Genomic DNA, 25,027 nt, shown 5'->3' on the forward strand with positions numbered 1-25,027 from the left:
GCGCAGTCTGCCAAGGGCAGCGTTACGCGGCGACGATCTCGACGCCGAGCTTCGCGGCAACCTCGGGGTGCAGACGCACGGACACCTGGTGCGAGCCCAGGGTCTTGATCGGCGAACCGAGCTCGACGCGACGCTTGTCGACGTCGGGGCCACCCGCGGACTTGATCGCCGAGGCGATGTCGGCCGGGGTCACGGAGCCGAAGAGACGGCCGGCGTCGCCGGAGCGAACGGCCAGGCGCACCTTCGTACCCTCGAGGCGGGCCTTGATCTCGTTGGCCTGCTCGATGGTCTGGATCTCGTGGATCTTGCGGGCGCGGCGGATCTGCGCCACGTCCTGCTCGCCACCCTTGGTCCAGCGGATCGCGAAACCACGCGGGACCAGGTAGTTGCGGGCGTAGCCGTCCTTGACGTCAACGACGTCGCCAGCGGCACCGAGGCCAGAAACCTCGTGGGTCAGGATGATCTTCATTCGTCGGTCACCCTTTCCTTATCGCGCGGTGGACGTGTAGGGCAGCAGCGCCATCTCACGGCTGTTCTTGACGGCCGTGGCGACGTCACGCTGGTGCTGCGTGCAGTTGCCGGTCACGCGGCGGGCACGGATCTTGCCGCGGTCGGAAATGAACTTCCGCAGCATGTTCGTGTCCTTGTAGTCCACGTAGACGGTCTTGTCCTTGCAGAACGCGCAGACCTTCTTCTTAGGCTTGCGCACAGGCGGCTTCGCCATGGTGTTTCTCCTGTGTGATCAAGAAGTGGGGGTACGAGCTGCTTCCAGGGCTTGCCTAGAAGGGGGGCTCGTCCGAGTAGCCGCCGCCGGAGTTTCCACCCCAGCTGCCTCCGCCGCCCTGCTGCTGGCCGCCGCCGGAGGAGGAGGAGGAGGAGCCGCCGGTCGCCCACGGGTCTTCGGCGGGAGCACCGCCGCCACCCTGCTGGCCACCGCCGGAGTTTCCACCCCAGCTGCCACCGCCGCCGGCCTGCTGGCCGCCACCACCGCCGCCGTATCCACCCTGGCCGCCTCGACCGGTGGTCTTGGTGACCTTGGCCGTGGCGTTCTTGAGGCTGGGGCCGACTTCCTCGACATCCAGCTCGTAGACCGTGCGCTTGACGCCCTCACGGTCCTCATAGGACCGCTGCTTCAGACGGCCCTGCACGACAACGCGCATGCCTCGCTGAAGCGACTCGGCGACGTTCTCCGCCGCCTGACGCCAGACCGAGCAGGTGAGGAAGAGGCTTTCGCCGTCCTTCCACTCATTGGTCTGACGGTCGAAGGTGCGGGGGGTGGACGCGATACGGAACTTCGCGACCGCCGCACCGGACGGGGTGAAGCGCAGCTCGGGGTCGTCGACAAGATTGCCGACGACCGTGATGACGGTCTCGCCTGCCATGGGGGAACCTCTCGGCGGGATTGCTTCTGGCTGCTTTGCTGCTACTCGGACCCGATGACCTCTGAGCTAGATGCTCAGTGGGTCTCGGGACGGAGGACCTTGGTCCGGAGGACCGACTCGTTCAGGTTGAGCTGTCGGTCGAGCTCCTTGACGACCGCAGGCTCGGCCTGCAGGTCGATGACCGAGTAGATGCCCTCGGGCTTCTTCTTGATCTCGTAGGCCAGACGACGACGGCCCCAGGTGTCGACCTTCTCGACCTTTCCGTTGCCCTCACGGACGACAGAAAGGAAGTTCTCGATCAGCGGGGAGACAGCGCGCTCCTCGAGATCGGGGTCGAGGATGACCATCACTTCGTAGTGACGCATGTGGAACCCACCTCCTTTGGACTCAGCGGCCACGGTCGTTCCGTGGCAGGAGGGTCGTGATGCGTAAGCAACGGTAACCGCCACCACTGACAGTCCCCCTCGACGAACGAGGGTCACCGTCGGGATCCGAGACGGACCAGGGCAGACACCGGTGCAGACCGTACAGAGTACCCGGTCATCCCCCTCCGGTTGAAATTCACTGGTGAGGGGACGCAATCTGTACACATCGGATGTAGGCGGCGCTACGATGCGCCGCCTTCCGGCAGGCACGCCAGGAGGTGCCCCATGGCACAGGCAATGCGACCCGACCCCGGCCACTCCCTCTTCGCCACCGACGGCAAACCCCATCCGCTCCAGGACACCCTGGTCGGAGTGACACTGGTGCTGGGCGTCCTCGCCTTCGTCACCGCTCAGTTCGACAACCTGCACCTGCTGAGTTCCTGGTCGGGCCTGATCGGCATCCTGACCGGCGCCTACGGACAGTTCATCTCCGTGACGACCCGCGAACGCTTCCTGCTGATCCTCGGACTCGGCGCGTCGGCGTTCGGCTTCTACCTCGGTATGGCCCACGGAGGCCTCTTCGGCGGCGTCATCAGCTGAGCCCAGCGGCACGTCAGGGCACACGCACCCATTCGGGGCGCTCCTCGGTCACAGTAGGCTTCGGCGCGAGAGCCGGAGCCCCTGACCGATGGGGACACACCTGCCGAGGAGCGCCCCGCATGAGCCTGACCCTGAGGACCATCAGCCGCGAGCAGCATCTGGGTTTCATCCAGAGCCAGCCCGCCGCGAGCCACTGCCAGGTCCCGGCGTGGGCTGATGTGAAGACCGAGTGGCGCTCGGAGAACCTCGGCTGGTTCGACAAGAACGGCGAACTCGTCGGCGTGGGCCTGGTGCTCTACCGCCAGCTCCCGAAGATCAAGCGCTACCTCGCCTATCTGCCCGAGGGCCCGGTCATCAACTGGCACGCGCCCAACCTCGACGACTGGCTGCAGCCGATGCTGGCGCATCTCAAGCAGCAGGGCGCCTTCTCGGTGAAGATGGGCCCGCCGGTCGTCATCCGGCGCTGGGACTCGGCCGCCATCAAGTCCGGCATCCAGGACCCGGACGTCAAGCGCCTCAAGGACGTCGAGGCCACCCACATCGAGCCGCGTGCCTTCGAGGTCGCGGACCGGCTGCGGAAGATGGGCTGGCAGCAGGCCGAGGACGGCGGCGCCGGCTTCGGCGACGTGCAGCCCCGCTACGTCTTCCAGGTCCCGCTCGCGAACCGCTCGCTCGACGACGTCCTCAAGGGCTTCAACCAGCTGTGGCGCCGCAACATCAAGAAGGCCGAGAAGGCCGGTGTCGAGGTCGTCCAGGGCGGCTACGAGGACCTGGCCGAGTGGCAGCGTCTCTACGAGATCACGGCCGTCCGCGACCACTTCCGGCCGCGCCCGCTCTCGTACTTCCAGCGCATGTGGACCGTCCTCAACAACGAGGACCCCAACCGCATGCGGCTCTACTTCGCCCGCCACGACGGCGTGAACCTCTCCGCGGCGACGATGCTCGTCGTCGGCGGCCACGTCTGGTACTCCTACGGCGCCTCCGACAACATCGGCCGTGAGGTCCGGCCCTCGAACGCGATGCAGTGGCGGATGCTGCGCGACGCCTACGCGATGGGCGCGACCGTCTACGACCTGCGGGGCATCTCCGACTCGCTCGACGAGACCGACCACCTCTTCGGGCTCATCCAGTTCAAGGTGGGCACGGGCGGCGAGGCCGTCGAGTACGTCGGCGAGTGGGACTTCCCGCTGAACAAGCTGCTGCACAAGGCGCTCGACATCTACATGTCGCGCCGCTGATCCGTGATGTCGCGCCACCGACCCGTGTCGTGTCGCTGACGTTTCCGTAGTCTCGTACATACCTTTGATACACCGCTGCCATCAGAAAGGTTCCGGGCCGGCCATGGCGCTCTCCCTCTACGTCGACACCGCTCGCTGGCGCGCGCACCAGAAGACCGTCATCGATCAGTTCCCCGGTGTGATTCCGGTCTGCAAGGGCAACGGCTACGGCTTCGGCCATGAGCGCCTCGCGGACGAGGCGGCCCGGTTCGGCGCCGACATGCTCGCCGTGGGCACCACGTACGAGGCCGCGAAGATCAAGGACTGGTTCAGCGGCGACCTGCTGGTGCTCACCCCGTTCCGCCGGGGTGAGGAACCGGTTCCTCTGCCCGACCGGGTCATCCGCTCGGTGTCGTCCGTGGACGGCGTCCACGCCCTGGTGGGCGCCCGGGTCGTCATCGAGTGCATGAGCTCGATGAAGCGCCACGGCGTCCGCGAGGAGGAGCTCCAGCAGCTCCATTCCGCCATCGAGGACGTGCGCCTCGAGGGCTTCGCGCTCCACCTGCCCCTGGACCGCCCGGACGGCACCGACGCCGTCGAGGAGGTCATCGGCTGGATGGACCGGCTGAGGGCCGCCCGGCTGCCGCTGCACACCATGTTCGTCAGCCACCTGCGGGCCCAGGAGCAGGCCAGGCTCCAGCAGCAGTTCCCCCAGACCCACTTCCGCGCCCGCATCGGCACCCGGCTGTGGCTGGGCGACCACGAGGCCACGGAGTACCGCGGCGCGGTCCTCGACGTGACCCGCGTCGCCAAGGGCGACCGGTTCGGCTACCGCCAGCAGAAGGCCGCCTCGGACGGCTGGCTGGTCGTCGTCGCCGGCGGCACCTCGCACGGTGTGGGCCTGGAGGCCCCCAAGGCGATGCACGGCGTCATGCCGCGCGCCAAGGGCGTCGCACGGGCCGGTCTCGCCACCGTCAACCGGAACCTCTCGCCCTTCGTCTGGGCCGGGAAGCAGCGCTGGTTCGCCGAGCCGCCGCACATGCAGGTGTCGATCCTGTTCGTGCCGTCCGACGCCCAGGAGCCCCGGGTCGGCGACGAGCTCGTCGCCCATCTGCGCCACACCACGACGCAGTTCGACCGGCTCGTCGAGCGCTGAGCCGGTCGGTACCGCTCACCCCCGGGAGCCCTGGCCCCCGGGGGTGCCCCATTCCACCCTCGGACCGTCCTCCGTCGCCGGAGCCGCGTGCCGGGCCGGATGTGCGGCCCTGCCCGCGACGAAGACGTCCTCCGCGCCGTCCAGGACGCCCCCCGAGGGGTCGTCCGCGCCGTCCTGCCGGACCGGGTCCTTCTCGGGCGCCAGGATGTCCCGTACGACCATCGCGCAGAGGTACAGGGTGCCCAGCAGGTGCAGCAGGATGGCGAACTGGTAGCCGTCCGCCGGCAGTCCCTGCTTGTTGCCGCCGGTCGTGAAGGCCAGATACATCCAGACGCCCACGAAGTACGTGACCTCGCAGGCCTGCCAGACCAGGAAGTCGCGCCAGCGCGGCCGGGCGAGCACCGCCAGCGGCACCAGCCACAGGACGTACTGCGGTGAGTAGACCTTGTTGGTCAGCACGAACGCGGCGACGACCAGGAACGCCAGCTGGACGAACCGGGGCCTGCGGGGCGCCGTGAACGCCAGGTGGGCGAGACCGGCCACCGCCATCAGCATCAGCAGCAGGGCGTAGAGATTGGCCCGGTCCGGCAGGATCGAATGGCCCGTCCGCTGGCTGATCAGCAGCCACACCGAGCCGAAGTCGACGTTCCTGCGCATGCTGAAGAGGTAGAACTGCTTCCAGCCCTCGGGGGCCAGCAGCATCACGGGCAGGTTGACCACCAGCCACGAACCGGCGAACCCGAGGACGGCGGCGCCGTACTCCCGCCACTTCCCGGCCCGCCAGCAGAGCAGCAGCAACGGGCAGAGGAGCAGGACCGGGTAGAGCTTGGCGGCGGTGGCGAGGCCGAGCAGGATCCCGAAGGCCAACGGGCGCTCGCGCGACCACATCAGGATCGCGGCGGCGGTCAGCGCGACGGCCAGTATGTCCCAGTTGATCGTCGCCGTCAGCGCGATCGAGGGGGCCAGGGCGACGAGCAGCCCGTCCCAGGGACGCAGACGGTGCGTACGGGCCACACAGACCGCCAGGACGGCCGCGCAGACCATCAGCAGCCCCGCGTTGGCCAGCCAGAACGACTGCTCCTGCTGCATGGTGTCACCGCCGCCCGGCGTCAGCCAGGCCGCGACCTCCATGAAGAGACCGGTCAGGACCGGGTACTCCAGGAACGGTATGTCGCCGCCCAGCCGGTCGAAGTAGGGCACCAGACCGTCCGCGAACCCCCGCCCGGAGAACAGGTGCGGGATGTCCGAGTAACAGGCGTGGGTGTACTGGGAGGTCGTGCCCCGGAACCAGGCCCAGTTGTAGCAGGGCAGCTTCTGCACCATGCCCAGGGCGAACATGCCGATGGCCACGAGGGCGATCACCCGCACCGGCGTCAGCTGCCCGGTACCGGTCGCCGCCCGGCGGCCGTAGGGTCCGCCGATCAGTTCGCTGCCCGCGGCGGCCACCTTGTCCCGGTGGGTGGGGATGACCGTCTGCGAGCGGCCCTTCGGCCGGTCCTGCGGCGCGCTCGTCTTCTGGAGGCTCGGCATGGGGACATCCTGCCGTACGTCTCCGGGAAAACGGCGAGGGCCGCCGCGGCCGGCCCGTACGGAAGGTACGGAGCGGACGCGGCGGCCCTCACGGAGTGCCCCGGTCGAGGATCAGGGAACCCAGGTCCCGTCATCGGGTCGGCCGTTCCCGCCGCCGGGCCCGTTGTCCGTCGGTGTGCCGGTAGGCGACGCGGTGCCGGTGGCGGGTGGCGTGGTGGTGGGCTGTCCGGTGTTGCCACCGGGGTCGCCCGGGCCACCGGTGTTGTTGCAGTCCCAGTCCCAGACGCCACAGGTCGTCTTGCCCGGCTTCGGCGTCTTGGTCGTCGGGGGAGTCGTCGTCGGCGTGGCCGGGGGAGTCGTCGTCGGCGTCGGCGTGGTCTCCGTGGGCGTCGGCGTGGCCGTCGGCGTCGGCGTCGGGCTGCTGGCGCCACCGCCGAAGACGGGCTCGGCGCCCTCCAGCTTCTCCGGCTCCGGGAAGTTCTTGACCGGGTAGCTCTCGACGGCCCCGGTCATGTAGTCCTGCCAGATCCGCGACGGGAACGACGAACCGTGGATCTTCGGCTGGTCACCCGTGCCGTACATCTCCAGGAACTTGCGGTTCTTCTTCGTCTCGTCGTCGTCGAACCTGTACATGTCGATCGCGGTCGACAGCTGCGCGGTGTAACCCACGAACCAGGCCGACTTGTTGCCGTCGGTCGTACCGGTCTTGCCGGCCACGTCCCGGCCCGGGATCCGCGCCTTGCGGCCGGTGCCCTCGTCGTCCTCCACGACGTCCCGCAGGACGTCGGTGACGTTGTTGGCGACGGCAGGGGTGAAGGGGGTCTTGGGCGCCGCCTTGTGCTGGTGGACCACGACCCCCTCCTTCTTCACCTTCTCCACCGAGTAGGGGTCGTTCTGCTCACCCTCGTTGGCGAAGGTCGCGTAGGCGCCGGCCATGCGGATGGCACTCGGGCTGGAGACACCGAGCGAGAAGGACGGGAACTCGCCCGGCAGGAGCGAGTCCGGGCGGAGGCCCGAGTCGACCGCGGTCTCGCGGACCTTGTCGATGCCGATGTCCATGCCGAGCTGCACGTACGGCGAGTTCGCCGACTTGATCATGGCCCGGCGCAGGGTCATGTCCTTGTAGCTCGCGCCGTCGTCATTGGTCTGGAGCCACTCCTCGCCCTTGTCGTCGTGCCAGATGTCGCCGTTGTACTTCCGGATCTTCAGCTTGTCCTTGCCGGAGTAGCGGCTCTTGTCCGGATCCACGAGGGTGCGGCTGGAGGCGTCCTGGGTCGGCCCCAGGTCCTTGTCCCGGACCCCGTACTTCATCGCGGCGGCGAGCACGAAGGGCTTGAACGTCGATCCGACCTGGGCGCCGGTGTTGTCGGCGTTGCTCCGGAAGTGCTTGGTCGCGTCGACACCGCCGTATATGGCGACGATCTTCCCGGTCGCCGTGTCGACGGAGGCACCGCCGAACTGCACGTGCGTGTCCGTCTCCGGGCGCTTCTTCGGCTTGATGTACTCGTCGAGGATCTTGTTGACCGACTTCTCGAGCGCGTTCACCTTCGGCTTCTGGAAGGTCGTGAAGATCTCGTAGCCGCCACGCTCGAGGTCCTGCTCGGTGATGCCGAACTGGGCGTTCACGTTCGCCTTGGCGGTGCTGACCAGGTAACCGATCTGACCGCTCAGGTTGGCGCTCTTCTTGGGCCCCTCGACCTTCGGGAAGGTCGTGTACTTCGCGCGCTCCGCGGCGGGGAGGTGCCCGTCGTTCTTCATCTCGTCGAGGATCCACGACCACCGCTTGGTGGCACGGTCCGTGTTCTTCTCGGGCGTGGCCTCGGGGTCGATCTCGGGGTAGCCGGCGGGGTCGTAGTACGTCGCGCCCTTGAGGACCGCGGCGAGCAGCGCCGACTGGCTGGGGTTGAGCTTCTCGGCATCCGTGTTGAAGTAGGCACGGGCCGCCGCCTGTACACCGTAGGCGCCTCGCCCGTAGTACGCGGTGTTCAGATAGCCGGCCATGATCTCGTCCTTCTCGACCTCGCCGCCCACCTTCATGGAGATGAAGAGTTCCTTCACCTTCCGGCTGAGGGTCTGCGACTGATCGTCAAGACGGTTGTTCTTCACGTACTGCTGGGTGATCGTCGAACCACCCTGGGTCTCGCCGCCCTTGGCCATGTTCCACACGGCGCGGCCGATACCCATGGGGTCGATTCCGGAGTCGTCCCAGAACGTCTTGTTCTCGGCCGAGATCACCGCGTTCTGCATGGACAGCGGGATCTTCGCGAACGGGACGATCTGGCGGTTCGTACCACTGCCCGTCGCGACCATCCGGGTCCCGTCGGCCCAGTAGTAGATGTTGTTCTGCGACTTCGCGGTCAGAGCCTCGTTGGGGATCTCGACCTGCGAATACGCGAAAGCGGCCGCGCCCATCAGGCTCGCCGTGAAGAAAAGGAACGTACCCGTCACGAGCTTCCACGACGGCATCCAGCGACGCCAGCCGTACTTGTCGTACCTCGGGTAGTCGATCACCCGCTTCTTGCCCGGCGGGCGCCCACCGGAGCCACGCCCGGGACCGCTGCCGCGGCCTCCACCGCCGCCGCCACGCCGTCCACCCCCGGGGCCACCAGGGCCTCCGGGGCCGGCCTCGGCCCCCTTCCGGCGGCTGCCGCGCTGGGCGGCCCTCCTGGCCTCCGCGCGGCCCCCGTAGGGGCGCTGCTCCTCCCCATGGGAGGAAGCGGGTCCGTACGAGGCCGACGGGGCCCCCGTACCGACGTCCTGGGCCGGGGCCGACCTGCGGCCCACCGGCTGCTGGGCAGCGCGCCGTGCCGCCGCGCGACCGCCCGTCGGCGGCTGCTGCGGCGGCATTTTGCGACGATGCTCGCTCATCGAACGACTACTCCTCGGGCAGGCACATACGCCTGGAAGCGGCAGTTGAGTTCCGGTCCCCCCGAAATGCGCACGGCTGGGACCCCATCGGAGGCCCCTCCGTCCGCAGCCGGTCACCCGGAGCACTGACGCCCCACGGCATCGCTCGGTTCCCGGTGTTCTGCATGCCGCACAGACTACGCACGACCAAAACCCACGTAGGGCCGGAGTTCACCCCAAATCAGGCAAGTCGATCGCTGTGAATTGACGATGTGACGCCGGTCACGGCGGTCCCACTTGTCGAGACAGAGAGGCCGTTCTATCGTGCTGATGTATCGAGTCGATACATCAGCACGGCATAAGAGCCCCGAAGGCGGAGGAGGAGGCGACGAATGAGCAGACGCTCCGGCATCCTCGAGTTCGCCGTTCTCGGCCTGCTGCGCGAGGCTCCGATGCACGGGTACGAGCTGCGGAAGCGCCTCAACACCTCGCTGGGCGTCTTCCGGGCCTTCAGCTACGGAACGCTGTATCCCTGCCTCAAGACGCTGGTCGCCAACGGCTGGTTGATCGAGGAACCGGGCAGCGCTCCCGAGGAGGCCCTGGCCGCTTCACTCGCAGGACGCCGAGCCAAGATCGTCTACCGGTTGACGTCCGCGGGTAAGGAGCACTTCGAGGAGCTCCTCTCCCACACCGGCCCGGACGCCTGGGAGGACGAGCACTTCGCCGCACGCTTCGCCTTCTTCGGGCAGACCGAGCGCGAGGTGCGGATGCGCGTCCTGGAAGGCCGCCGCAGCCGGCTGGAGGAGCGCCTGGAGAAGATGCGCGCCTCCCTGGCCCGGACCCGCGAGCGCCTCGACGACTACACGCTTGAGCTGCAGCGCCACGGTATGGAGTCCGTGGAGCGCGAAGTGCGCTGGCTGAACGAGCTCATCGAGAGCGAGCGGGCGGGGCGGGATCAGCGATCCGGTCCCGAGGCCCCTCCTCTGCACGACAACGATTCTGGAGAAACGGGCGGCCTGCCCCGGCACGGGGGCAGTACCCGGCCGGATCCGTCCGACGACACCGCCAAGTGAAACCCTGCGCACAGCAGGGCTTCCACGATCTAACAGGGAGCAACCGGAATGGGTTCGGTTCGCGTAGCCATCGTCGGCGTGGGCAACTGCGCCGCCTCGCTGGTGCAGGGCGTCGAGTACTACAAGGACGCCGACCCGGCGGCCAAGGTGCCCGGCCTGATGCACGTCCAGTTCGGCGAGTACCACGTCGGTGACGTCGAGTTCGTCGCCGCGTTCGACGTCGACGCGAAGAAGGTCGGCCTCGACCTCTCCGACGCCATCGGCGCCAGCGAGAACAACACCATCAAGATCTGCGACGTCCCGAGCGCGGGCGTCACGGTCCAGCGCGGTCACACGCTCGACGGTCTCGGCAAGTACTACCGCCAGACCATCGAGGAGTCCGCCGAGGAGCCGGTCGACGTCGTCCAGATCCTCAAGGACCGCCAGGTCGACGTCCTCGTCTGCTACCTGCCGGTGGGCTCCGAGGCCGCTGCGAAGTTCTACGCGCAGGCCGCCATCGACGCCAAGGTCGCCTTCGTCAACGCCCTTCCGGTCTTCATCGCCGGCACCAAGGAGTGGGCGGACAAGTTCACCGAGGCGGGCGTCCCGATCGTCGGCGACGACATCAAGTCGCAGGTCGGCGCGACCATCACGCACCGCGTGATGGCGAAGCTGTTCGAGGACCGCGGTGTCCGTCTTGAGCGCACGATGCAGCTCAACGTCGGCGGCAACATGGACTTCAAGAACATGCTCGAGCGCGAGCGCCTGGAGTCCAAGAAGATCTCCAAGACGCAGGCCGTCACCTCGCAGATCCCCGACCGCGAGCTGGGCGAGAAGAACGTCCACATCGGTCCGTCGGACTACGTGGCCTGGCTGGACGACCGCAAGTGGGCGTACGTGCGCCTCGAGGGCCGTGCCTTCGGCGACGTTCCGCTGAACCTGGAGTACAAGCTCGAGGTGTGGGACTCCCCGAACTCGGCGGGTGTCATCATCGACGCCCTGCGCGCCGCGAAGATCGCCAAGGACCGCGGCATCGGCGGCCCGATCCTCTCCGCGTCCTCGTACTTCATGAAGTCCCCGCCGGTGCAGTACTTCGACGACGAGGCCCTGGCCAACGTCGAGAAGTTCATCAAGGGTGAGGTCGAGCGCTAAAGCGCCGCACGCTTGTCGATCGAGGGTCCCCGCGGCACTGCCCGGGGGCCCTCTTCGTATGTGAGTCTTTCTGCCATGTCCGTCGTACGTGATCTGCGCGTACTCCTGCGCCTGACGAACTTCCGCCGCCTGCTCGCCGTCCGGCTGCTCTCCCAGTGCGCCGACGGGGTCTACCAGGTGGCCCTGGCCACGTACGTCGTCTTCTCCCCCGAGAAACAGACCTCCCCGGCCGCCATCGCCTCCGCCATGGCGGTCCTCCTGCTTCCGTACTCGATCGTCGGGCCCTTCGCCGGAGTGCTCCTCGACCGCTGGCAGCGCCGCCAGGTCTTCCTGTACGGCAACCTCCTGCGCGCCCTGCTCGCCGGAGGGACCGCCGTACTCATCCTCGTCTCCGTCCCCGAGTGGCTCTTCTACGCCTCCGCGCTCTCCGTCACGGCCGTCAACCGCTTCGTGCTCGCGGGGCTCTCGGCCTCCCTCCCGCGTGTCGTCGACGCCGAACGGCTGGTCGTGGCGAACTCGCTCTCCCCCACCGCCGGCACCCTCGCCGCGACCCTGGGCGGCGGTCTCGCGTTCGGCATCCAGCTGATCGCCGCCAGGTCCGACGCGGCCGTGGTGGCCTTCGGGGCCGTCCTCTACTTCTGCGCCGCCCTCGCCTCGCTGAGGATGTCCCGGGAGCTCCTCGGGCCGGATCCGGGCCTCGTACCGCAGCGCCTCGCCCAAGCGCTCGCCTCCACGGCCCGAGGGCTGGCCGCGGGGCTGAGGCACCTGGCCGAGCGCCGGCCGGCCGCCCGTGCCCTCATCGCCGTGGGCCTCCTGCGCTTCTGTTACGGCGCGCTGCTCGTCACCGTGCTGATGCTTTGCCGCTACGCGTGGAGCTCCACGGAGTCCGAAGGGCTGGGGCTTCTCGGACTCGCCGTCGCCGCCTCGGGCGCGGGCTTCTTCGCGGCGGCCGTGCTCTCGCCCTGGGCGGTGGGCCGGCTCGGCCCCTTCGGCTGGATGACGGTGTGCGCGGCCACGGCCGCTGTGCTCGTACCGGCGCTGGGCCTGACCTTCACGCCCGCCCCCTTCCTCGTCGCCGCCTTCGTCCTCGGGCTCATCACCCAGGGGGCCAAGATCGCGACGGACACGGTGGTGCAGACCTCCGTGGACGATGCCTACCGGGGCAGGGTCTTCGCGCTGTACGACGTGCTGTTCAACGTGGCCTTCGTGGCCGCGGCGGGGGTGGCGGCGCTGATGCTGCCGCCGGACGGCCGTTCCGCCCTGCTGGTCGGCCTGGTGGCGGCGATCTACGCGGCGATCGCCCTGGCGCTGCGAGGGGAACGCATGGAGGGGTGATGTTTCACGTGAAACACCACCCCTCACAGGTGCCGGGTCCGCCGTTGTTTCACGTGAAACAACGAGGCGCCCGGCCACGGCTCAGCTCTGCGCGGCCCACCACTCCTTGAGCGCGGTGACGGCCTGGTCGTGCTCCATCGGCCCGTTCTCCAGCCGGAGCTCCAGCAGGAACTTGTACGCCTGCCCGATGGCGGGACCGGGGCCGATGCCCAGGATCTCCTGGATCTGGTTGCCGTCGAGGTCGGGGCGGATCGCGTCGAGCTCCTCCTGCTCCTGGAGGACGGCGATGCGGTCCTCCAGGCCGTCGTAGGCGCGGGAGAGCGCGCCCGCCTTCCGCTTGTTGCGGGTGGTGCAGTCCGAGCGGGTCAGCTTGTGCAGCCGCGAGAGCATCGGCCCGGCGTCCCGGACGTACCGGCGCACGGCCGAGTCCGTCCACTCGCCGGTTCCGTAGCCGTGGAAGCGGAGGTGCAGCTCCACGAGCCGCGAGACATCCCTGATCAACTCATTGGAGTACTTCAGGGCGGTCATGCGCTTCTTGGTCATCTTCGCGCCGACCACCTCGTGGTGGTGGAAGGAGACCCGGCCGTCCTTCTCGAAGCGACGGGTCCGCGGCTTGCCGATGTCGTGGAGCAGCGCGGCGAGGCGCAGCACCAGGTCGGGACCTTCCTGCTCCAGATCGATGGCCTGGTCGAGCACGGTCAGGGAGTGCTCGTAGACGTCCTTGTGACGGTGGTGCTCATCGCTCTCCAGGCGCAGGGCGGGCAACTCGGGGAGCACATGGTCGGCGAGACCGGTGTTCACGAGAAGCCCGAGGCCCTTCCTCGGGTGGGTGGAGAGCAGCAGCTTGTTGAGTTCGTCACGGACCCGCTCGGCGGAGACGATCTCGATCCGGCCGGACATCTCCTTCATCGCCGTGACGACCTCGGGGGCGACCTCGAAGTCCAGCTGGGCGGCGAATCGCGCGGCCCGCATCATGCGCAGAGGGTCGTCGGAGAACGACTCCTCCGGCGTGCCCGGCGTGCGCAGCACCCGGGCGGCAAGGTCCTCGAGGCCGCCGTACGGGTCGATGAACTCCTTCTCCGGGAGGGCCACGGCCATGGCGTTGACAGTGAAGTCACGCCGGACGAGGTCCTCGTCGATGGAGTCGCCGTAGGAGACCTCGGGCTTGCGCGAGGTCCGGTCGTACGCCTCCGAGCGGTACGTGGTGACCTCGATCTCGAAGCGCTGATCAGCGTCTCCGACGCGGGCGTCCTTCTGGCAGCCGACCGTCCCGAAGGCGATGCCGACCTCCCACACGGCGTCGGCCCAGGGGCGGACGATCTTCAGAACGTCCTCGGGGCGGGCGTCGGTGGTGAAGTCCAGGTCGTTGCCGAGCCGGCCGAGCAACGCGTCCCGAACCGAGCCGCCGACCAGCGCAAGGCTGAACCCGGCCTCCTGGAAACGGCGGGCGAGGTCGTCGGCGACAGGGGACACACGCAGCAGTTCGCTGACCGCGCGGCGTTGCACCTGGCTCAGTGCAGTCGGGGTGTCTTCGTTGGCGTTCGGCACAACAGAAAAGGGTACGTGCCCCGGCCCGTGGCGACGTCCCCGTTTTCCCGTGGACCGGGCCTCGGGAGCCCCCGGACAGGCTCCGGTCGAAGATCGGCTGGAGCAGTCCCCGGCACTTGCTCCCAGCGTGCCTCGTTACCATGCCTGGACACAGCAACCGGGAACCATCTACACCACTGGCATCACAGACAACGACGAGGACGGGCGAACGCGTGGCCGAGGCGGCAGACACCCAGGGAACCGGTCCCTCACCTGCCCGCCGATGGCTGCGGCGCACAATCACCGTCGCCGTCGGGGCGCCACTCCTCGCCGGCCTGCTCCAGGCCCCGGCCGTGACCTCCCCCGCATCCGCGGCCGAGGACCCCACCGGTTCGAAGACCGTCGATGTGTCTCTCGACACGCTGGCCCCCAGCGCCCCCGTCGAGGGGGACACGGTCACCGTCACCGGAACGGTCACCAACCGGAGCAGGAAGACGGTGACCGACGCGACCGTGGAGCTGAGCGTCGGCCCCCGGATGACGAGCCGCAGCGAGATCGAGCGGGTGACGGGGCGGACCGGCTACCGCCCCGACAGCGACCCGGCCCCCCTCGAGGACACCCCCGAGGTCAAGATCTCCCGGCTGGGCGCCGGACTCAGTACCGAGTTCTCCCTCTCCGTGCCGGTCTCCGAGCTCGGCTTCGACGAGGCGGGCGTCTACCAGCTGGGCGTCTCCCTCACCGGGCAGACCCCGGACCGGCGCTACGACCGCGTCCTCGGCATCGAGCGGACCTTCGTGCCCTACCAGCCCGAGGCCACCGAGAAGAGGACCCAGCTCACCTACCTCTGGCCGCTGATCTCCTCGGCCCATGTCTCGGCGGAGACGGCCACCGACGACCAGCAGACCCCGGTCTTCGAGGACGACGCCCTGGCGACCGAGCTGAAGCCCGGCGGGCGGCTCGACCAGATGGTCTCGCTGGGCAAGGACCTCCCGGTCACCTGGGTGGTCGACCCCGACCTGCTGGCCTCCGTCGACGCCATGGCGAACGGCTACCAGGTCAAGGAAGGCACCCTGCACGTCCCCGGCACGAACCAGGCCGTCGCCGAGCGGTGGCTGAACGCGCTGGAGAAGGCGGTCCAGGGCCACAAGGTCGTCGCCCTTCCCTTCGCGGACCCCGACCTCGCCTCCCTCGCCCACCGCGGCAAGGACGTGCCCGGCTCGCTGGGACACCTCCAGTCGGCGACCGCACTCGCCGGGACCACGGTCGAGACCGTCCTCCACGTCCAGCCCTCCACCGACTTCGCCTGGCCCGCCGACGGAGCCGTCGACCCGTCGATCCTGGCGGTGGCGACCTCGGCCGGCGCCGACAAGGTGATCGCCCGCAGCGACAGCGTCCGCGACGATCTCTCCTACACGGCCACCGCGGCCCGCCCCTTCGGCGACGGCAGCACGACGGCCGTGGTGAGCGACGCCCTCCTGTCCACCGCCTTCGAAGGCGACATGGTCCGGGCGGAGAAATCCACGCTCGCGGTCCAGGAATTCCTCGCCCAGTCCCTCGCGATCACCCTGGAACAGCCGGAGGACCAGCGCAGCGTCGTGGTCGCCCCGCAGCGGGTCCCGAGCATCTCCCAGGCGCAGACCATGGCGACCGCCCTGCGCGGGCTCTCCGCCAAGCGCTGGAGCCAGCCCAGCGACCTCCTGGCGGCGGCCGCGGCCAAGCCGGACCCGGACGCCTCCACCGCGGTGCCCAGCAGCTCCCGGTACCCGAAGAAGCTGCGCGACAGCGAGCTTCCGGTCCAGGCCTTCCGCGACATGAAGACCACCCGCGACGAGCTGGACGACTTCAAGGTCATCCTCAGCGCCAAGGACCGCGTGGTGACCCCGTTCGGCAACGCGATCAACCGCGAGATGTCGACCTCGTGGCGGGGACAGGCCAGGGCCGCGGCGCTCTACCGGATCAACGTCCTGGAGTATCTGCAGACCCTCACCGAGGGGGTCCAGCTGGTCGACAAGTCCGACCTCACCCTCTCCGGCCGCAGCGCGACGATCCCCGTGACCGTCCAGAACAAGCTGCTCCAGGACGTGCACCTCGTCCTGCGGCTCACCTCCGACAACAAGCACCGGCTGCAGCTGAACGGCGAAGGGGCCGCCGAACTGCCCGTGAGGATCAGCGGCGGACACAGCCAGTCGGTGAAGTTCACCGCCTCCGCCAACGTCAACGGCCAGGTGCCGATGACCGCCCAGCTCTACACCGACGACGGCACCCCGTACGGGCAGCCGATGACTTTCACGGTGAAGGTCTCCGAGATCACCGCCACGGTGATGCTCGTGATCGCCGGTGGCGTCCTGCTCCTCGTCCTGGCCGGTGTCCGGATGTACAGCCAGCGCAAGCGGGTGGCCGCTCGGAGCGCCGCGACCGAAGCGGCGGAGGCGGCCACCGCGCCGGAGGAGACGGACCCCGAGCCGGACGAGGACACGGACACGGCGCCGGAGGACGCGGAGGCTCCCTCGGAGCAACCCGGCAGGGACGAACCCGAGCAGCCGAGTGACCCGACAGCGGACACCGGGCACGAAAGCGGCGGCCCGTCGGGCCCGGGTGAGAAAGTGGACCGTTGAGCGATGTCGTGGCCGGTCGGCCGGGGACGATGAGGTGGGGTAACCATGAACGCGCCGTACGACGGTGACCGCGGCCAGGGCGCGGGCGGCACCCCGCCGTCCGGTGGGACGCCCGCGGCACCCTCCGGCTCCGGCTACCCGCCGGTGCCGCCCCCGCAGCAGGGCGCCCCTGTCCCGCAGGGGCAGGACCCCTACGCCCAGGACCCCTACGGCCAGAACCCGTACGCCCAGGACCCCTACGTCCAGGACGCCTTCACCCACGACCCCTACCGCGCCCAGGACCTGTCCGCGCAGGACCCGGTGACCGAGGCGCTCTACGACCGCGCCGCGCATCCGCCGCCCCCGCCCGGCACCTACCAGGAGCCGCAGCCGCTCTACCAGCAGCCGGCCGCGCCCCAGCACGCCCCCGACCCCCGGGTGTGGGCACAGACCCCGGCACCGGAGCCCGAGGGCCCCTCGCGTCACCTGCCGTACGGCGACGACGCGCGGACGGTCCAGTTCACCGGCGTCGACGACCTCGTGACCCGGGCCGGCGAGGAGCAGCCCGAGCCGGACGCCTTCGCGCACCTCTACCGGGACCAGCAGACGCCAGGCCAGGTGCCCCCGCCCGCCCCGGAGCCGGACCCCATGCCCGCCCCCGCCCCCAAGAAGTCCGGGCGCGCCTCCGGGCTGCTGAAGTCGAGCGCGGTGATGGCGGCCGGCACCCTGGTGTCCCGGCTCACCGGCTTCGTCCGCAGCCTGGTCATCACCGGCGCACTCGGAGCCGCCCTGCTGGGCGACACCTTCACCATCGCCTACACACTGCCGACGATGATCTACATCCTCACCGTCGGCGGCGGCCTCAACTCGGTCTTCGTCCCGCAGCTCGTCCGCTCGATGAAGAACGACGAGGACGGCGGCGAGGCCTACGCCAACCGGCTCCTCACCCTGGTCATGGTGGCGCTCGGCGCGATCGTGCTCCTCGCCGTCTTCGCGGCGCCGGTCCTGATCCGGCTGATGTCGAACACCATCGCCGACGACGCCGCGGCCAACAGCGTGGCCGTGACCTTCGCCCGCTACTGCCTGCCCACGATCTTCTTCATGGGTGTGCACGTGGTGATGGGTCAGATCCTGAACGCACGCGGCAAGTTCGGCGCGATGATGTGGACCCCGGTCCTCAACAACATCGTCATGATCGTCACCTTCGGCCTGTTCATCTGGGTCTACGGCACCTCCGCCGAGTCCCACATGGGTGTCCAGACCATCCCGGACGACGGCATCCGCCTGCTCGGCATCGGCACCCTGCTCGGACTCGTCGTCCAGGCCCTGGCGATGATCCCGTACCTGCGTGAGACGGGCTTCCGCTTCCGGCCCCGCTTCGACTGGAAGGGCCACGGGCTCGGCAAGACGGTCAAGCTCGCCAAGTGGACCGTTCTCTTCGTCCTCGCCAACCAGGCGGGCGTCCTGGTCGTCACCCAGCTCGCCACGGCCGCCGGTGAGGAGTCCGGGAAGAACGGTGCGGGCTTCCTCGCCTACTCGAACGCCCAGCTGATCTGGGGCATGCCGCAGGCCATCATCACGGTCTCCGTCATGGCCGCGCTGCTGCCCCGGATCTCCCGCGCCGCCCACGACAACGACCCCGGTGCCGTCCGGGACGACATCTCGCAGGGACTGCGCAACTCGGCCGTCGCGATCGTCCCGGTCTCCTTCGCCTTCCTGGCGCTCGGCGTCCCGATGTGCACGCTGCTCTACGCCTCCAGCGGTGTCGAGGCCGCCCAGGGCATGGGCTTCATCCTGATGGCCTTCGGCCTCGGTCTGATCCCCTACTCCGTCCAGTACGTCGTGCTCCGCGGCTTCTACGCCTACGAGGACACCCGGACGCCCTTCTACAACACGGTCATCGTCGCCGCCGTCAACGCGGCCGCCTCGGCGATCTGTTACGTCGTCCTGCCCGCCCAGTGGGCCGTCGTCGGCATGGCCGCCTCGTACGGCCTCGCCTACGCCGTCGGTGTCGGCATCGCCTGGCGCCGCCTTCGCAAGCGCCTGGGCGGCGATCTGGACGGCACCCAGGTGATGCGGACCTACGCGCGCCTCTGCATGGCCTCCGTGCCCGCCGCCATCGTCTCCGGCGCCGTCGGCTTCGGCCTGCTGAAGCTCCTCGGCGAGGGCGCGTTGGGCTCGCTCGTCGCCCTGCTCATCGGCGGAGTGGTGCTGCTCGGCGTCTTCTTCGTGGCGGCCAAGCGCATGCGGATCACGGAGCTGAACACCCTGGTCGGAATGGTGCGCGGACGTCTGGGACGCTGAACCGGCGGGACCCGCACAACCATCGGGGGGAACCGCGTGTCGTGCATAGCGTCCAACTGTGGGCACAATTGGCTTGGCTGTTGGATGTGGCGCAACGGATGGGGAGGCAGGGAACGACGGTGGCGGAACGTAGCACGGCTGCCGTCGACGTGGCCGACAACAGCGGTGACGACCCGCTGACCGCCAAGGCGGACACGGCCGCGACCGACGGGGTGGCGGACAAGCAGAAGACGGCGGAGAAGTCCGCCGAGGCCACGGAGAAGAAGGCGGTCGAACGACAGAGCGGCGAACAACCCTCCATCACGGCACCGGAACTGCACAGCGGCCACAAGTTGGCCAGACGGTACCGGCTGGAGGAGTGCGTCACCCGTCTGGACGGCTTCAGCAGCTGGCGTGCCGTCGACGAGAAACTGCGGCGTGCCGTCGGGGTGCATCTGCTGCCCGCGGACCACCCCAGGGCACGTTCGGTTCTGGCCGCGGCCCGTTCCTCGGCCCTCCTCGGCGACCCTCGCTTCGTGCAGGTCCTCGACGCCGTCGAGGAGAACGACCTCGTGTACGTCGTGCACGAGTGGCTGCCCGACTCCACCGAGCTGACCGCCCTGCTCGCGGCCGGCCCGCTGGAGCCCCACGACGCCTACCAACTCGTCAGCCAGGTCTCCCAGGCCATGGCCGCCGCCCACCGCGAAGGCCTCGCCCACCTCCGGCTCACGCCGAGCGCCGTCCTGCGCAGCTCCACCGGCCAGTACCGGATCCGTGGACTCGCCGTGAACGCCGCCCTGCGCGGCATCACCGCCGAACGTCCGCAGCGCAACGACACCGAGGCCATCGGCGCACTCCTGTACGCCGCGCTCACCCAGCGCTGGCCGTACGACAGCGACGCCTACGGACTCTCCGGCCTGCCCAAGGGCGTCGGCCTGCTCCCGCCCGACCAGGTACGCGCCGGTGTCCACCGGGGCCTCTCCGAGATCGCCATGCGCGCCCTGGCCAACGACGGGGCCACCGCGTCGCGTCAGGAGCCGCCCTGCACGACGCCGGACGAGCTGGCCAAGGCCGTGGCCGCGATGCCCCGTGTGAAGCCGCCGGAGCCCGAGTTCGCCTCCCCGCCCGACTACCAGCGCACGACCTACCAGCAGGGCACGTACGGGCGCCCTCAGCCCCGTCCGCCGGTCACCCAGCCGGTGGTCATCCCGCCGCCCCCGCTGCAGAGCCGTACCGGCAAGGCGCTGAAGTGGGCGGTCTCCGCCCTGCTGATCGCCGCCCTGGGCCTCGGCAGCTGGCAGATCGCGGACCGGCTCCTCGGCCAGGACGACCCGATCAAGCCTCCGAACACGTCTCCGACGATCGACGACGAGAAGCCCGAGCCGCCCAAGCCGCTCGCGATCGAGTCCGCCGAGGAGTACGCGCCCGACGGGAAGCCCCAGAACCCCGAGAGCGTCGGCAACACCTACGACAGCGACAGCTCCTCGTACTGGCGCACCAAGACCTTCGTCGGCGGCCCCGTCCTTGCGCCGTACAAGCAGGGTGTCGGGATCGTCTACGACCTGGGGAGCGAGCGGAACGTCTCGTCGGCGTCCATAGCTCTCCGCTACGGCGGCCCGCACACGACCGTCACCCTGTACGCGGCGGACGCGATGTCGCCCTCCGGCACCCCGGACTCCATGAAGAAGATCGCCACGGTCGAGACCTCGGACTCGACGGCGAAGCCGGAGACCAAGACGCCGGTCAAGACGCGCTATGTGCTGCTGTGGATGACCTCCGCGCCGTACTCCAGCGGGGACGAGTACTTCGGGGCCGGCTTCAAGCAGGCCATCACGAACGTCTCCTTCGAGGGGACCACCCCCTAACCACGACCACGCCCCACCGATGAGCGCCGAGCCCAGCTCGGCGCTCATTTACTTCCGGGCACGGACCGGATTGAATGCCTGCACGGCTGCCGAGCGAGGAGGGGAACCGTGGCACCAGCGGCTGACGATCCCCGGACCGCGACGGACGACGCCCTACTGGCACGCCATGTCGCCGGGGACCCCGATGCCTTCGGTGAGCTCGTACGGCGACACCGCGACCGGCTGTGGGCCGTGGCCCTGCGCACCCTGGGGGACCGCGAGGAGGCCGCTGACGCCGTCCAGGACGCCCTGCTCTCGGCCTTCCGGGCCGCCCACACCTTCCGCGGCCAGTCGGCCGTCACCACCTGGCTCCACCGCATCACGGTGAACGCCTGCATCGACCGCGCCCGCAAGACCGCCTCCCGCAAGACCGCCTCCGTCGACGACCCCGCCCGGTTCGAGCAGCTCCTCGAACCCCATGAGTCCGCCGAGGCCCCCGCCGAGCGCCAGGACCTCCACCGGGAGCTGCTGGCCGCGCTCGCCACACTGGCCCCGGACCAGCGCGCCGCCCTCGTCCTGGTCGACATGCAGGGATACCCGGTCGCCGAGGCGGCCCGTATCCTCGGCGTCCCCACCGGCACGGTGAAGAGCCGCTGCGCGCGCGGACGGGCACGGCTGCTTCCGATGGTCACTCATCTGCGCGCCGACACGGTGGGTAACGAGGCCCCCGATGGGGGAAGGAACCGGACGCCGGGGACATCCGTCCCACCGGTGCCGGGGCCGACGGACACCGGACCGACTGATCCAGCTGCTGTGAAGGGCGGAGGTGGGCGCACGTGACTTCCACGGCCGGCAGGGCCAACACCACACAGCACCCGGACGTCTCGGAAATCTCCGATCTGACCGAGGGGCTCCTCTCGCCGACCCGCTCCGCCGCCGTCCGGCGGCATCTGGACGGCTGTCCCCTCTGCGCGGACGTACGGTCCTCCCTCGAGGAGATCCGCGGCCTGCTCGGCACCCTCCCCGGACCGCCCCGGATGCCCGCGGACATCGCCGGACGGATCGATGCCGCCCTGGCCGCCGAAGCCCTTCTCAATGCCACCACGCCGGACTCCGACGCCCCTGTTTCACGTGAAACATCGCGCACCCCGTCGGAAGCGGCGCCCTCCGTCACTCCCCGTCCGGCCACGGACCGTCCTGCCGGGCGTCCCGGCGCCACCACCGGTCCCGGCCGGAACGGGAAGCCTCGACGCCGTCGGATCGCTCTGCTCTCCACGCTCGGCGCCGCCTTCGGAGCCGTGGTCCTCGGGACGAGCCTGTACCTCAGCCAGGCGGGCAACCTGACCGCCGACGGGGGCGCGGCCGACACCAAGAAGGCCGACACCGTCGCCGGAGCGGCCCTGAGCCCCTTCTCCGGCGCTCCGGTCGAAGACCGGGTCCACGCGCTCCTCGCCGAGGGCGGCACGGCCAGGACTCCCCAGGGAGTCGGACCGGAATCGATGTCCGCGGAAGCCGGCACCACGGCCCCCGAGCGGAACAGGGACGGAGCCGTCCCCGGCTGCGTCCTGGCCGGCACGGGCCGCACCGACGCGGTCCTGGGCCAGGAGAAGGGCGAGTACCAGGGAACGCCCGCCTATCTGCTGGTCCTCTCGGATCCCGCGGACAGCGGCCGGGTCCAGGCCTATGTACTCGATGCCTCCTGCGCGGATCGAACCACCGCGAGCAGAAGCCCGGCCGCCGATCTCCTGTTCAGTGAGACATACCCCCGCTCCTGACCTCGCTTCCCGTCCGGCCACGGTGCCGTGCGGCGGTCTCGGGAATGTACGCCCCTTAGGATCCGTTGGGTGGGGTGAGAGTGACCGAGGCGACCGCCCCCGTAGGCAGTAGCAGTCTGCAGAGACGAGGAAGAAACCCGTGAGCGACGTCCGTAACGTGATCATTATCGGCTCGGGGCCCGCGGGTTACACCGCCGCGCTCTACACCGCCCGAGCGTCGCTGAACCCCCTGGTCTTCGAAGGTGCCGTCACCGCCGGTGGCGCACTGATGAACACGACCGAGGTCGAGAACTTCCCCGGCTTCCGTGACGGCATCATGGGCCCGGACCTGATGGACAACATGCGAGCCCAGGCCGAGCGATTCGGCGCCGAGCTGGTCCCCGACGATGTCATCGCCGTGGACCTGACCGGTGACATCAAGACCGTCACCGACACCGCAGGCACCGTGCACCGCGCCAAGGCCGTCATCGTCACCACCGGCTCCCAGCACCGCAAGCTCGGCCTCCCGAACGAGGACACGCTCTCCGGCCGCGGTGTCTCCTGGTGCGCCACCTGCGACGGGTTCTTCTTCAAGGACCAGGACATCGCCGTCGTCGGCGGCGGCGACACCGCGATCGAGGAGGCCACCTTCCTCTCGCGCTTCGCCAAGTCCGTCACGATCGTCCACCGCCGGGACAGCCTGCGTGCCTCGAAGGCCATGCAGGAGCGCGCCTTCGCCGACCCGAAGATCTCCTTCGCCTGGGACAGCGAGGTCACCGAGATCCACGGTGAGCAGAAGCTCAGCGGCCTGACCCTGCGCGACACGAAGACCGGCGAGACCCGCCAGCTGCCCGTCACCGGCCTCTTCATCGCCGTGGGCCACGACCCGCGGACCGAGCTCTTCAAGGGCCAGCTGGACCTCGACGAGGAGGGCTACCTCAAGGTGGCCGCCCCGTCGACGCGTACGAACCTCACGGGTGTCTTCGCCGCCGGCGATGTCGTCGACCACACCTACCGCCAGGCCATCACGGCAGCCGGTACCGGCTGCTCGGCCGCGCTGGACGCCGAGCGCTTCCTGGCCGCGCTCGCCGACAGCGAGAAGCTGGCCGAGACCCCCGCGGTCTGACCCCTTCACTCCCCACCCCACACCCCGCGAGATCAAGGAGGCCGCTGTGGCCCTCAAGATTGTGACCGACGCTTCCTTCGACGAGGACGTCCTCAAGAGCGACAAGCCCGTCCTGGTGGACTTCTGGGCCGAGTGGTGCGGCCCGTGCCGCCAGATCGCCCCGTCGCTCGAGGCCATCGCGGCCGAGCACGGCGAGATCGAGATCGTGAAGCTCAACATCGACCAGAACCCGGCCACGGCCGCCAAGTACGGCGTCATGTCGATCCCGACCCTGAACGTCTACCAGGGCGGCGAGGTCGTGAAGACGATCGTCGGTGCCAAGCCGAAGGCCGCGATCCTGCGCGACCTCGCGGACTTCGTCGAGCCGTCCAAGGCCTGATGCCGTCTCCCTGTTTCACGTGAAACAGGAACAGACGCAGACGCAGACGCAGACGCAATGTTTCACGTGAAACAGAAGCGGCCCGCTCCCGGAAGGGAGCGGGCCGTTCTCGTGTCCCGACGCTAGAGCGGCCTCAGAACGGGTTCCTTCTGCACCGCGCCGAGGAGCCGGTCCAGTGCCATCTCGACGTCCTCCTTCCAGGAGAGCGTCGTACGGAGCTCCAGCCTCAGCCTCGGGAAGGCCGGATGCGGCCGGACCGTCTTGAAGCCCACCGCCAGCAGATGGTCGGCCGGCAGCACACAGGCCGGCTCCTTCCACCGAGCGTCCCCGAAGGCCTCGATGGCCTTGAACCCCCTCCGCAGCAGATCCTTGGCCACGGTCTGTACGACCATCCGGCCGATCCCCTGCCCCTGGTAGCCCGGCATGATCCAGGCCGTCATCAGCTGCGCGGCGTCGGCGGACACGGGACTCGTCGGGAAGGCCGTCGAACGGGGCACATAGGCCGGGGGAGCGTAGAGGACGTAGCCGACCGGCACCTCGTCGACATAGACCACCCGTCCGCAGGAGCCCCACTCCAGGAGAACGCCCGAGATCCAGGCTTCCTTCTCCAGCTCCGAACGCCCCGCCTTCACCGCTGCTTCGCCGCTGACCGGGTCCAGCTCCCAGAAGACACAGGAGCGACACCGATTGGGCAGGTCCGGAAGGTTGTCCAGTGTGAGCGGTACGAGCCGACGCCCCACGGCCGCGCCTCACTTCCCTCGCCATCGCGCACGGATACGCCTCTTGGAATCGTATCGATCGGGCGATCGGGAGGACACCGCTCACAGGCAAAGGGCGGGCCGCGTTCCGGTGAAAACCGGAGCCCGGCCCGCCCTCGGCGGCCT

21 protein-coding genes are annotated in these 25,027 nt (G+C 69.3%); 13 read left to right on the forward strand and 8 right to left on the reverse strand.

What is annotated here, in order from left to right; genetic code table 11:
• Positions 1–22: 22 nt before the first annotated feature.
• The 4 genes from rplI to rpsF form a co-directional block, all read right to left on the reverse strand.
• Entirely contained in the window at positions 23–469 is a 447-nt protein-coding gene (gene rplI, locus ACH4MY_RS06035; RefSeq protein ID WP_364278207.1) for a 50S ribosomal protein L9, read from the reverse strand.
• An 18-nt stretch (positions 470–487) separates the two neighbouring features.
• The gene (gene rpsR / locus ACH4MY_RS06040; RefSeq protein ID WP_003956534.1) at positions 488–724 is read right to left on the reverse strand and encodes a 30S ribosomal protein S18; all 237 of its coding nucleotides are present in this window, start codon (positions 722–724) and stop codon (positions 488–490) included.
• Between the two features lie 55 nt (positions 725–779).
• Positions 780–1,382 carry a single-stranded DNA-binding protein gene (locus tag ACH4MY_RS06045; RefSeq protein WP_397998174.1) on the reverse strand — a complete coding sequence of 201 codons (603 nt, stop codon included), beginning with the start codon at positions 1,380–1,382 and terminating at the stop codon, positions 780–782.
• A gap of 74 nt (positions 1,383–1,456) precedes the next feature.
• Positions 1,457–1,747 carry a 30S ribosomal protein S6 gene (rpsF, locus tag ACH4MY_RS06050; protein ID WP_015034882.1) on the reverse strand — a complete coding sequence of 97 codons (291 nt, stop codon included), beginning with the start codon at positions 1,745–1,747 and terminating at the stop codon, positions 1,457–1,459.
• Positions 1,748–2,032: 285 nt separating this feature from the next.
• Between rpsF and ACH4MY_RS06055 the strand changes: the two genes are divergently transcribed.
• The 3 genes from ACH4MY_RS06055 (at position 2,033) to ACH4MY_RS06065 (ending at position 4,720) form a co-directional block, all read left to right on the forward strand.
• Positions 2,033–2,347, forward strand: coding sequence for a hypothetical protein (locus tag ACH4MY_RS06055; RefSeq protein ID WP_150268224.1), 315 nt, complete (start codon positions 2,033–2,035; stop codon positions 2,345–2,347).
• A 119-nt stretch (positions 2,348–2,466) separates the two neighbouring features.
• Positions 2,467–3,585: a peptidoglycan bridge formation glycyltransferase FemA/FemB family protein gene (locus ACH4MY_RS06060; RefSeq protein ID WP_189833680.1), complete on the forward strand. Its 1,119-nt coding sequence runs from the start codon at positions 2,467–2,469 to the stop codon at positions 3,583–3,585.
• A gap of 103 nt (positions 3,586–3,688) precedes the next feature.
• Positions 3,689–4,720 (forward strand): alanine racemase, encoded by a 1,032-nt coding sequence (locus ACH4MY_RS06065; RefSeq protein WP_397998179.1) that lies wholly within the window; start codon positions 3,689–3,691, stop codon positions 4,718–4,720.
• 15 nt (positions 4,721–4,735) lie between these two features.
• On the opposite strand, the gene ACH4MY_RS06070 is transcribed toward ACH4MY_RS06065, so the two are convergent.
• Together ACH4MY_RS06070 and ACH4MY_RS06075 are read right to left on the reverse strand one after the other, a co-directional pair.
• On the reverse strand, positions 4,736–6,250 hold the full coding sequence (locus tag ACH4MY_RS06070; protein WP_397998182.1) for a glycosyltransferase family 87 protein: 1,515 nt from the start codon (positions 6,248–6,250) through the stop codon (positions 4,736–4,738).
• Positions 6,251–6,361: 111 nt separating this feature from the next.
• Positions 6,362–9,118 (reverse strand): transglycosylase domain-containing protein, encoded by a 2,757-nt coding sequence (locus ACH4MY_RS06075; protein WP_397998184.1) that lies wholly within the window; start codon positions 9,116–9,118, stop codon positions 6,362–6,364.
• Between the two features lie 371 nt (positions 9,119–9,489).
• On the opposite strand from ACH4MY_RS06075, the gene ACH4MY_RS06080 reads away from it, so the two are divergent.
• From ACH4MY_RS06080 to ACH4MY_RS06090, 3 genes are all read left to right on the forward strand, one after another.
• Positions 9,490–10,170 carry a helix-turn-helix transcriptional regulator gene (locus ACH4MY_RS06080; protein ID WP_397998186.1) on the forward strand — a complete coding sequence of 227 codons (681 nt, stop codon included), beginning with the start codon at positions 9,490–9,492 and terminating at the stop codon, positions 10,168–10,170.
• A gap of 48 nt (positions 10,171–10,218) precedes the next feature.
• Positions 10,219–11,301 (forward strand): inositol-3-phosphate synthase, encoded by a 1,083-nt coding sequence (locus ACH4MY_RS06085; protein ID WP_397998189.1) that lies wholly within the window; start codon positions 10,219–10,221, stop codon positions 11,299–11,301.
• Between the two features lie 75 nt (positions 11,302–11,376).
• Positions 11,377–12,636, forward strand: coding sequence for an MFS transporter (locus ACH4MY_RS06090; RefSeq protein ID WP_397998192.1), 1,260 nt, complete (start codon positions 11,377–11,379; stop codon positions 12,634–12,636).
• Between the two features lie 81 nt (positions 12,637–12,717).
• On the opposite strand, the gene ACH4MY_RS06095 is transcribed toward ACH4MY_RS06090, so the two are convergent.
• On the reverse strand, positions 12,718–14,184 hold the full coding sequence (locus tag ACH4MY_RS06095) for a CCA tRNA nucleotidyltransferase (protein ID WP_397998195.1): 1,467 nt from the start codon (positions 14,182–14,184) through the stop codon (positions 12,718–12,720).
• Between the two features lie 212 nt (positions 14,185–14,396).
• Between ACH4MY_RS06095 and ACH4MY_RS06100 the strand changes: the two genes are divergently transcribed.
• From ACH4MY_RS06100 to trxA, 7 genes are all read left to right on the forward strand, one after another.
• Positions 14,397–16,778 (forward strand): DUF6049 family protein, encoded by a 2,382-nt coding sequence (locus ACH4MY_RS06100; protein ID WP_397998198.1) that lies wholly within the window; start codon positions 14,397–14,399, stop codon positions 16,776–16,778.
• A 45-nt stretch (positions 16,779–16,823) separates the two neighbouring features.
• A complete protein-coding gene (murJ, locus tag ACH4MY_RS06105; protein ID WP_397998200.1) occupies positions 16,824–19,061 on the forward strand; it encodes a murein biosynthesis integral membrane protein MurJ in 2,238 nt (745 codons plus the stop codon).
• A 119-nt stretch (positions 19,062–19,180) separates the two neighbouring features.
• Positions 19,181–20,905, forward strand: coding sequence for a protein kinase family protein (locus ACH4MY_RS06110; RefSeq protein WP_397998203.1), 1,725 nt, complete (start codon positions 19,181–19,183; stop codon positions 20,903–20,905).
• Between the two features lie 108 nt (positions 20,906–21,013).
• Positions 21,014–21,724 carry an RNA polymerase sigma factor SigM gene (gene sigM / locus ACH4MY_RS06115; protein ID WP_397998206.1) on the forward strand — a complete coding sequence of 237 codons (711 nt, stop codon included), beginning with the start codon at positions 21,014–21,016 and terminating at the stop codon, positions 21,722–21,724.
• Positions 21,721–22,659: a zf-HC2 domain-containing protein gene (locus ACH4MY_RS06120; RefSeq protein WP_397998209.1), complete on the forward strand. Its 939-nt coding sequence runs from the start codon at positions 21,721–21,723 to the stop codon at positions 22,657–22,659. The genes sigM and ACH4MY_RS06120 overlap by 4 nt, the downstream gene beginning before the upstream one ends.
• 139 nt (positions 22,660–22,798) lie before the next feature.
• Positions 22,799–23,764, forward strand: a complete 966-nt coding sequence (gene trxB / locus ACH4MY_RS06125; protein ID WP_397998212.1) for a thioredoxin-disulfide reductase — start codon at positions 22,799–22,801, stop codon at positions 23,762–23,764.
• 46 nt (positions 23,765–23,810) lie between these two features.
• Positions 23,811–24,143 carry a thioredoxin gene (trxA, locus tag ACH4MY_RS06130; protein WP_189833694.1) on the forward strand — a complete coding sequence of 111 codons (333 nt, stop codon included), beginning with the start codon at positions 23,811–23,813 and terminating at the stop codon, positions 24,141–24,143.
• Between the two features lie 122 nt (positions 24,144–24,265).
• On the opposite strand, the gene ACH4MY_RS06135 is transcribed toward trxA, so the two are convergent.
• Complete coding sequence (locus tag ACH4MY_RS06135; RefSeq protein WP_397998216.1) at positions 24,266–24,883, reverse strand: GNAT family N-acetyltransferase; 618 nt, start codon at positions 24,881–24,883, stop codon at positions 24,266–24,268.
• Positions 24,884–25,027 lie beyond the last annotated feature (144 nt).

Source organism: Streptomyces sp. NPDC017246, assembly GCF_044331325.1.
Taxonomy (GTDB): Bacteria; Actinomycetota; Actinomycetes; order Streptomycetales; family Streptomycetaceae; genus Streptomyces.

Coding starts and splice junctions, on each gene's coding strand:
- ACH4MY_RS06055 (WP_150268224.1), top strand. CDS start 2,033: ATGGCACAGGCAATGCGACCCGACCCCGGCCACTCCCTCTTCGCCACC.
- ACH4MY_RS06085 (WP_397998189.1), top strand. CDS start 10,219: ATGGGTTCGGTTCGCGTAGCCATCGTCGGCGTGGGCAACTGCGCCGCC.
- ACH4MY_RS06090 (WP_397998192.1), top strand. CDS start 11,377: ATGTCCGTCGTACGTGATCTGCGCGTACTCCTGCGCCTGACGAACTTC.
- ACH4MY_RS06060 (WP_189833680.1), top strand. CDS start 2,467: ATGAGCCTGACCCTGAGGACCATCAGCCGCGAGCAGCATCTGGGTTTC.
- ACH4MY_RS06075 (WP_397998184.1), bottom strand. CDS start 9,118: ATGAGCGAGCATCGTCGCAAAATGCCGCCGCAGCAGCCGCCGACGGGC.
- ACH4MY_RS06070 (WP_397998182.1), bottom strand. CDS start 6,250: ATGCCGAGCCTCCAGAAGACGAGCGCGCCGCAGGACCGGCCGAAGGGC.
- rplI (WP_364278207.1), bottom strand. CDS start 469: ATGAAGATCATCCTGACCCACGAGGTTTCTGGCCTCGGTGCCGCTGGC.
- ACH4MY_RS06065 (WP_397998179.1), top strand. CDS start 3,689: ATGGCGCTCTCCCTCTACGTCGACACCGCTCGCTGGCGCGCGCACCAG.
- rpsF (WP_015034882.1), bottom strand. CDS start 1,747: ATGCGTCACTACGAAGTGATGGTCATCCTCGACCCCGATCTCGAGGAG.
- ACH4MY_RS06080 (WP_397998186.1), top strand. CDS start 9,490: ATGAGCAGACGCTCCGGCATCCTCGAGTTCGCCGTTCTCGGCCTGCTG.
- ACH4MY_RS06045 (WP_397998174.1), bottom strand. CDS start 1,382: ATGGCAGGCGAGACCGTCATCACGGTCGTCGGCAATCTTGTCGACGAC.
- murJ (WP_397998200.1), top strand. CDS start 16,824: ATGAACGCGCCGTACGACGGTGACCGCGGCCAGGGCGCGGGCGGCACC.
- rpsR (WP_003956534.1), bottom strand. CDS start 724: ATGGCGAAGCCGCCTGTGCGCAAGCCTAAGAAGAAGGTCTGCGCGTTC.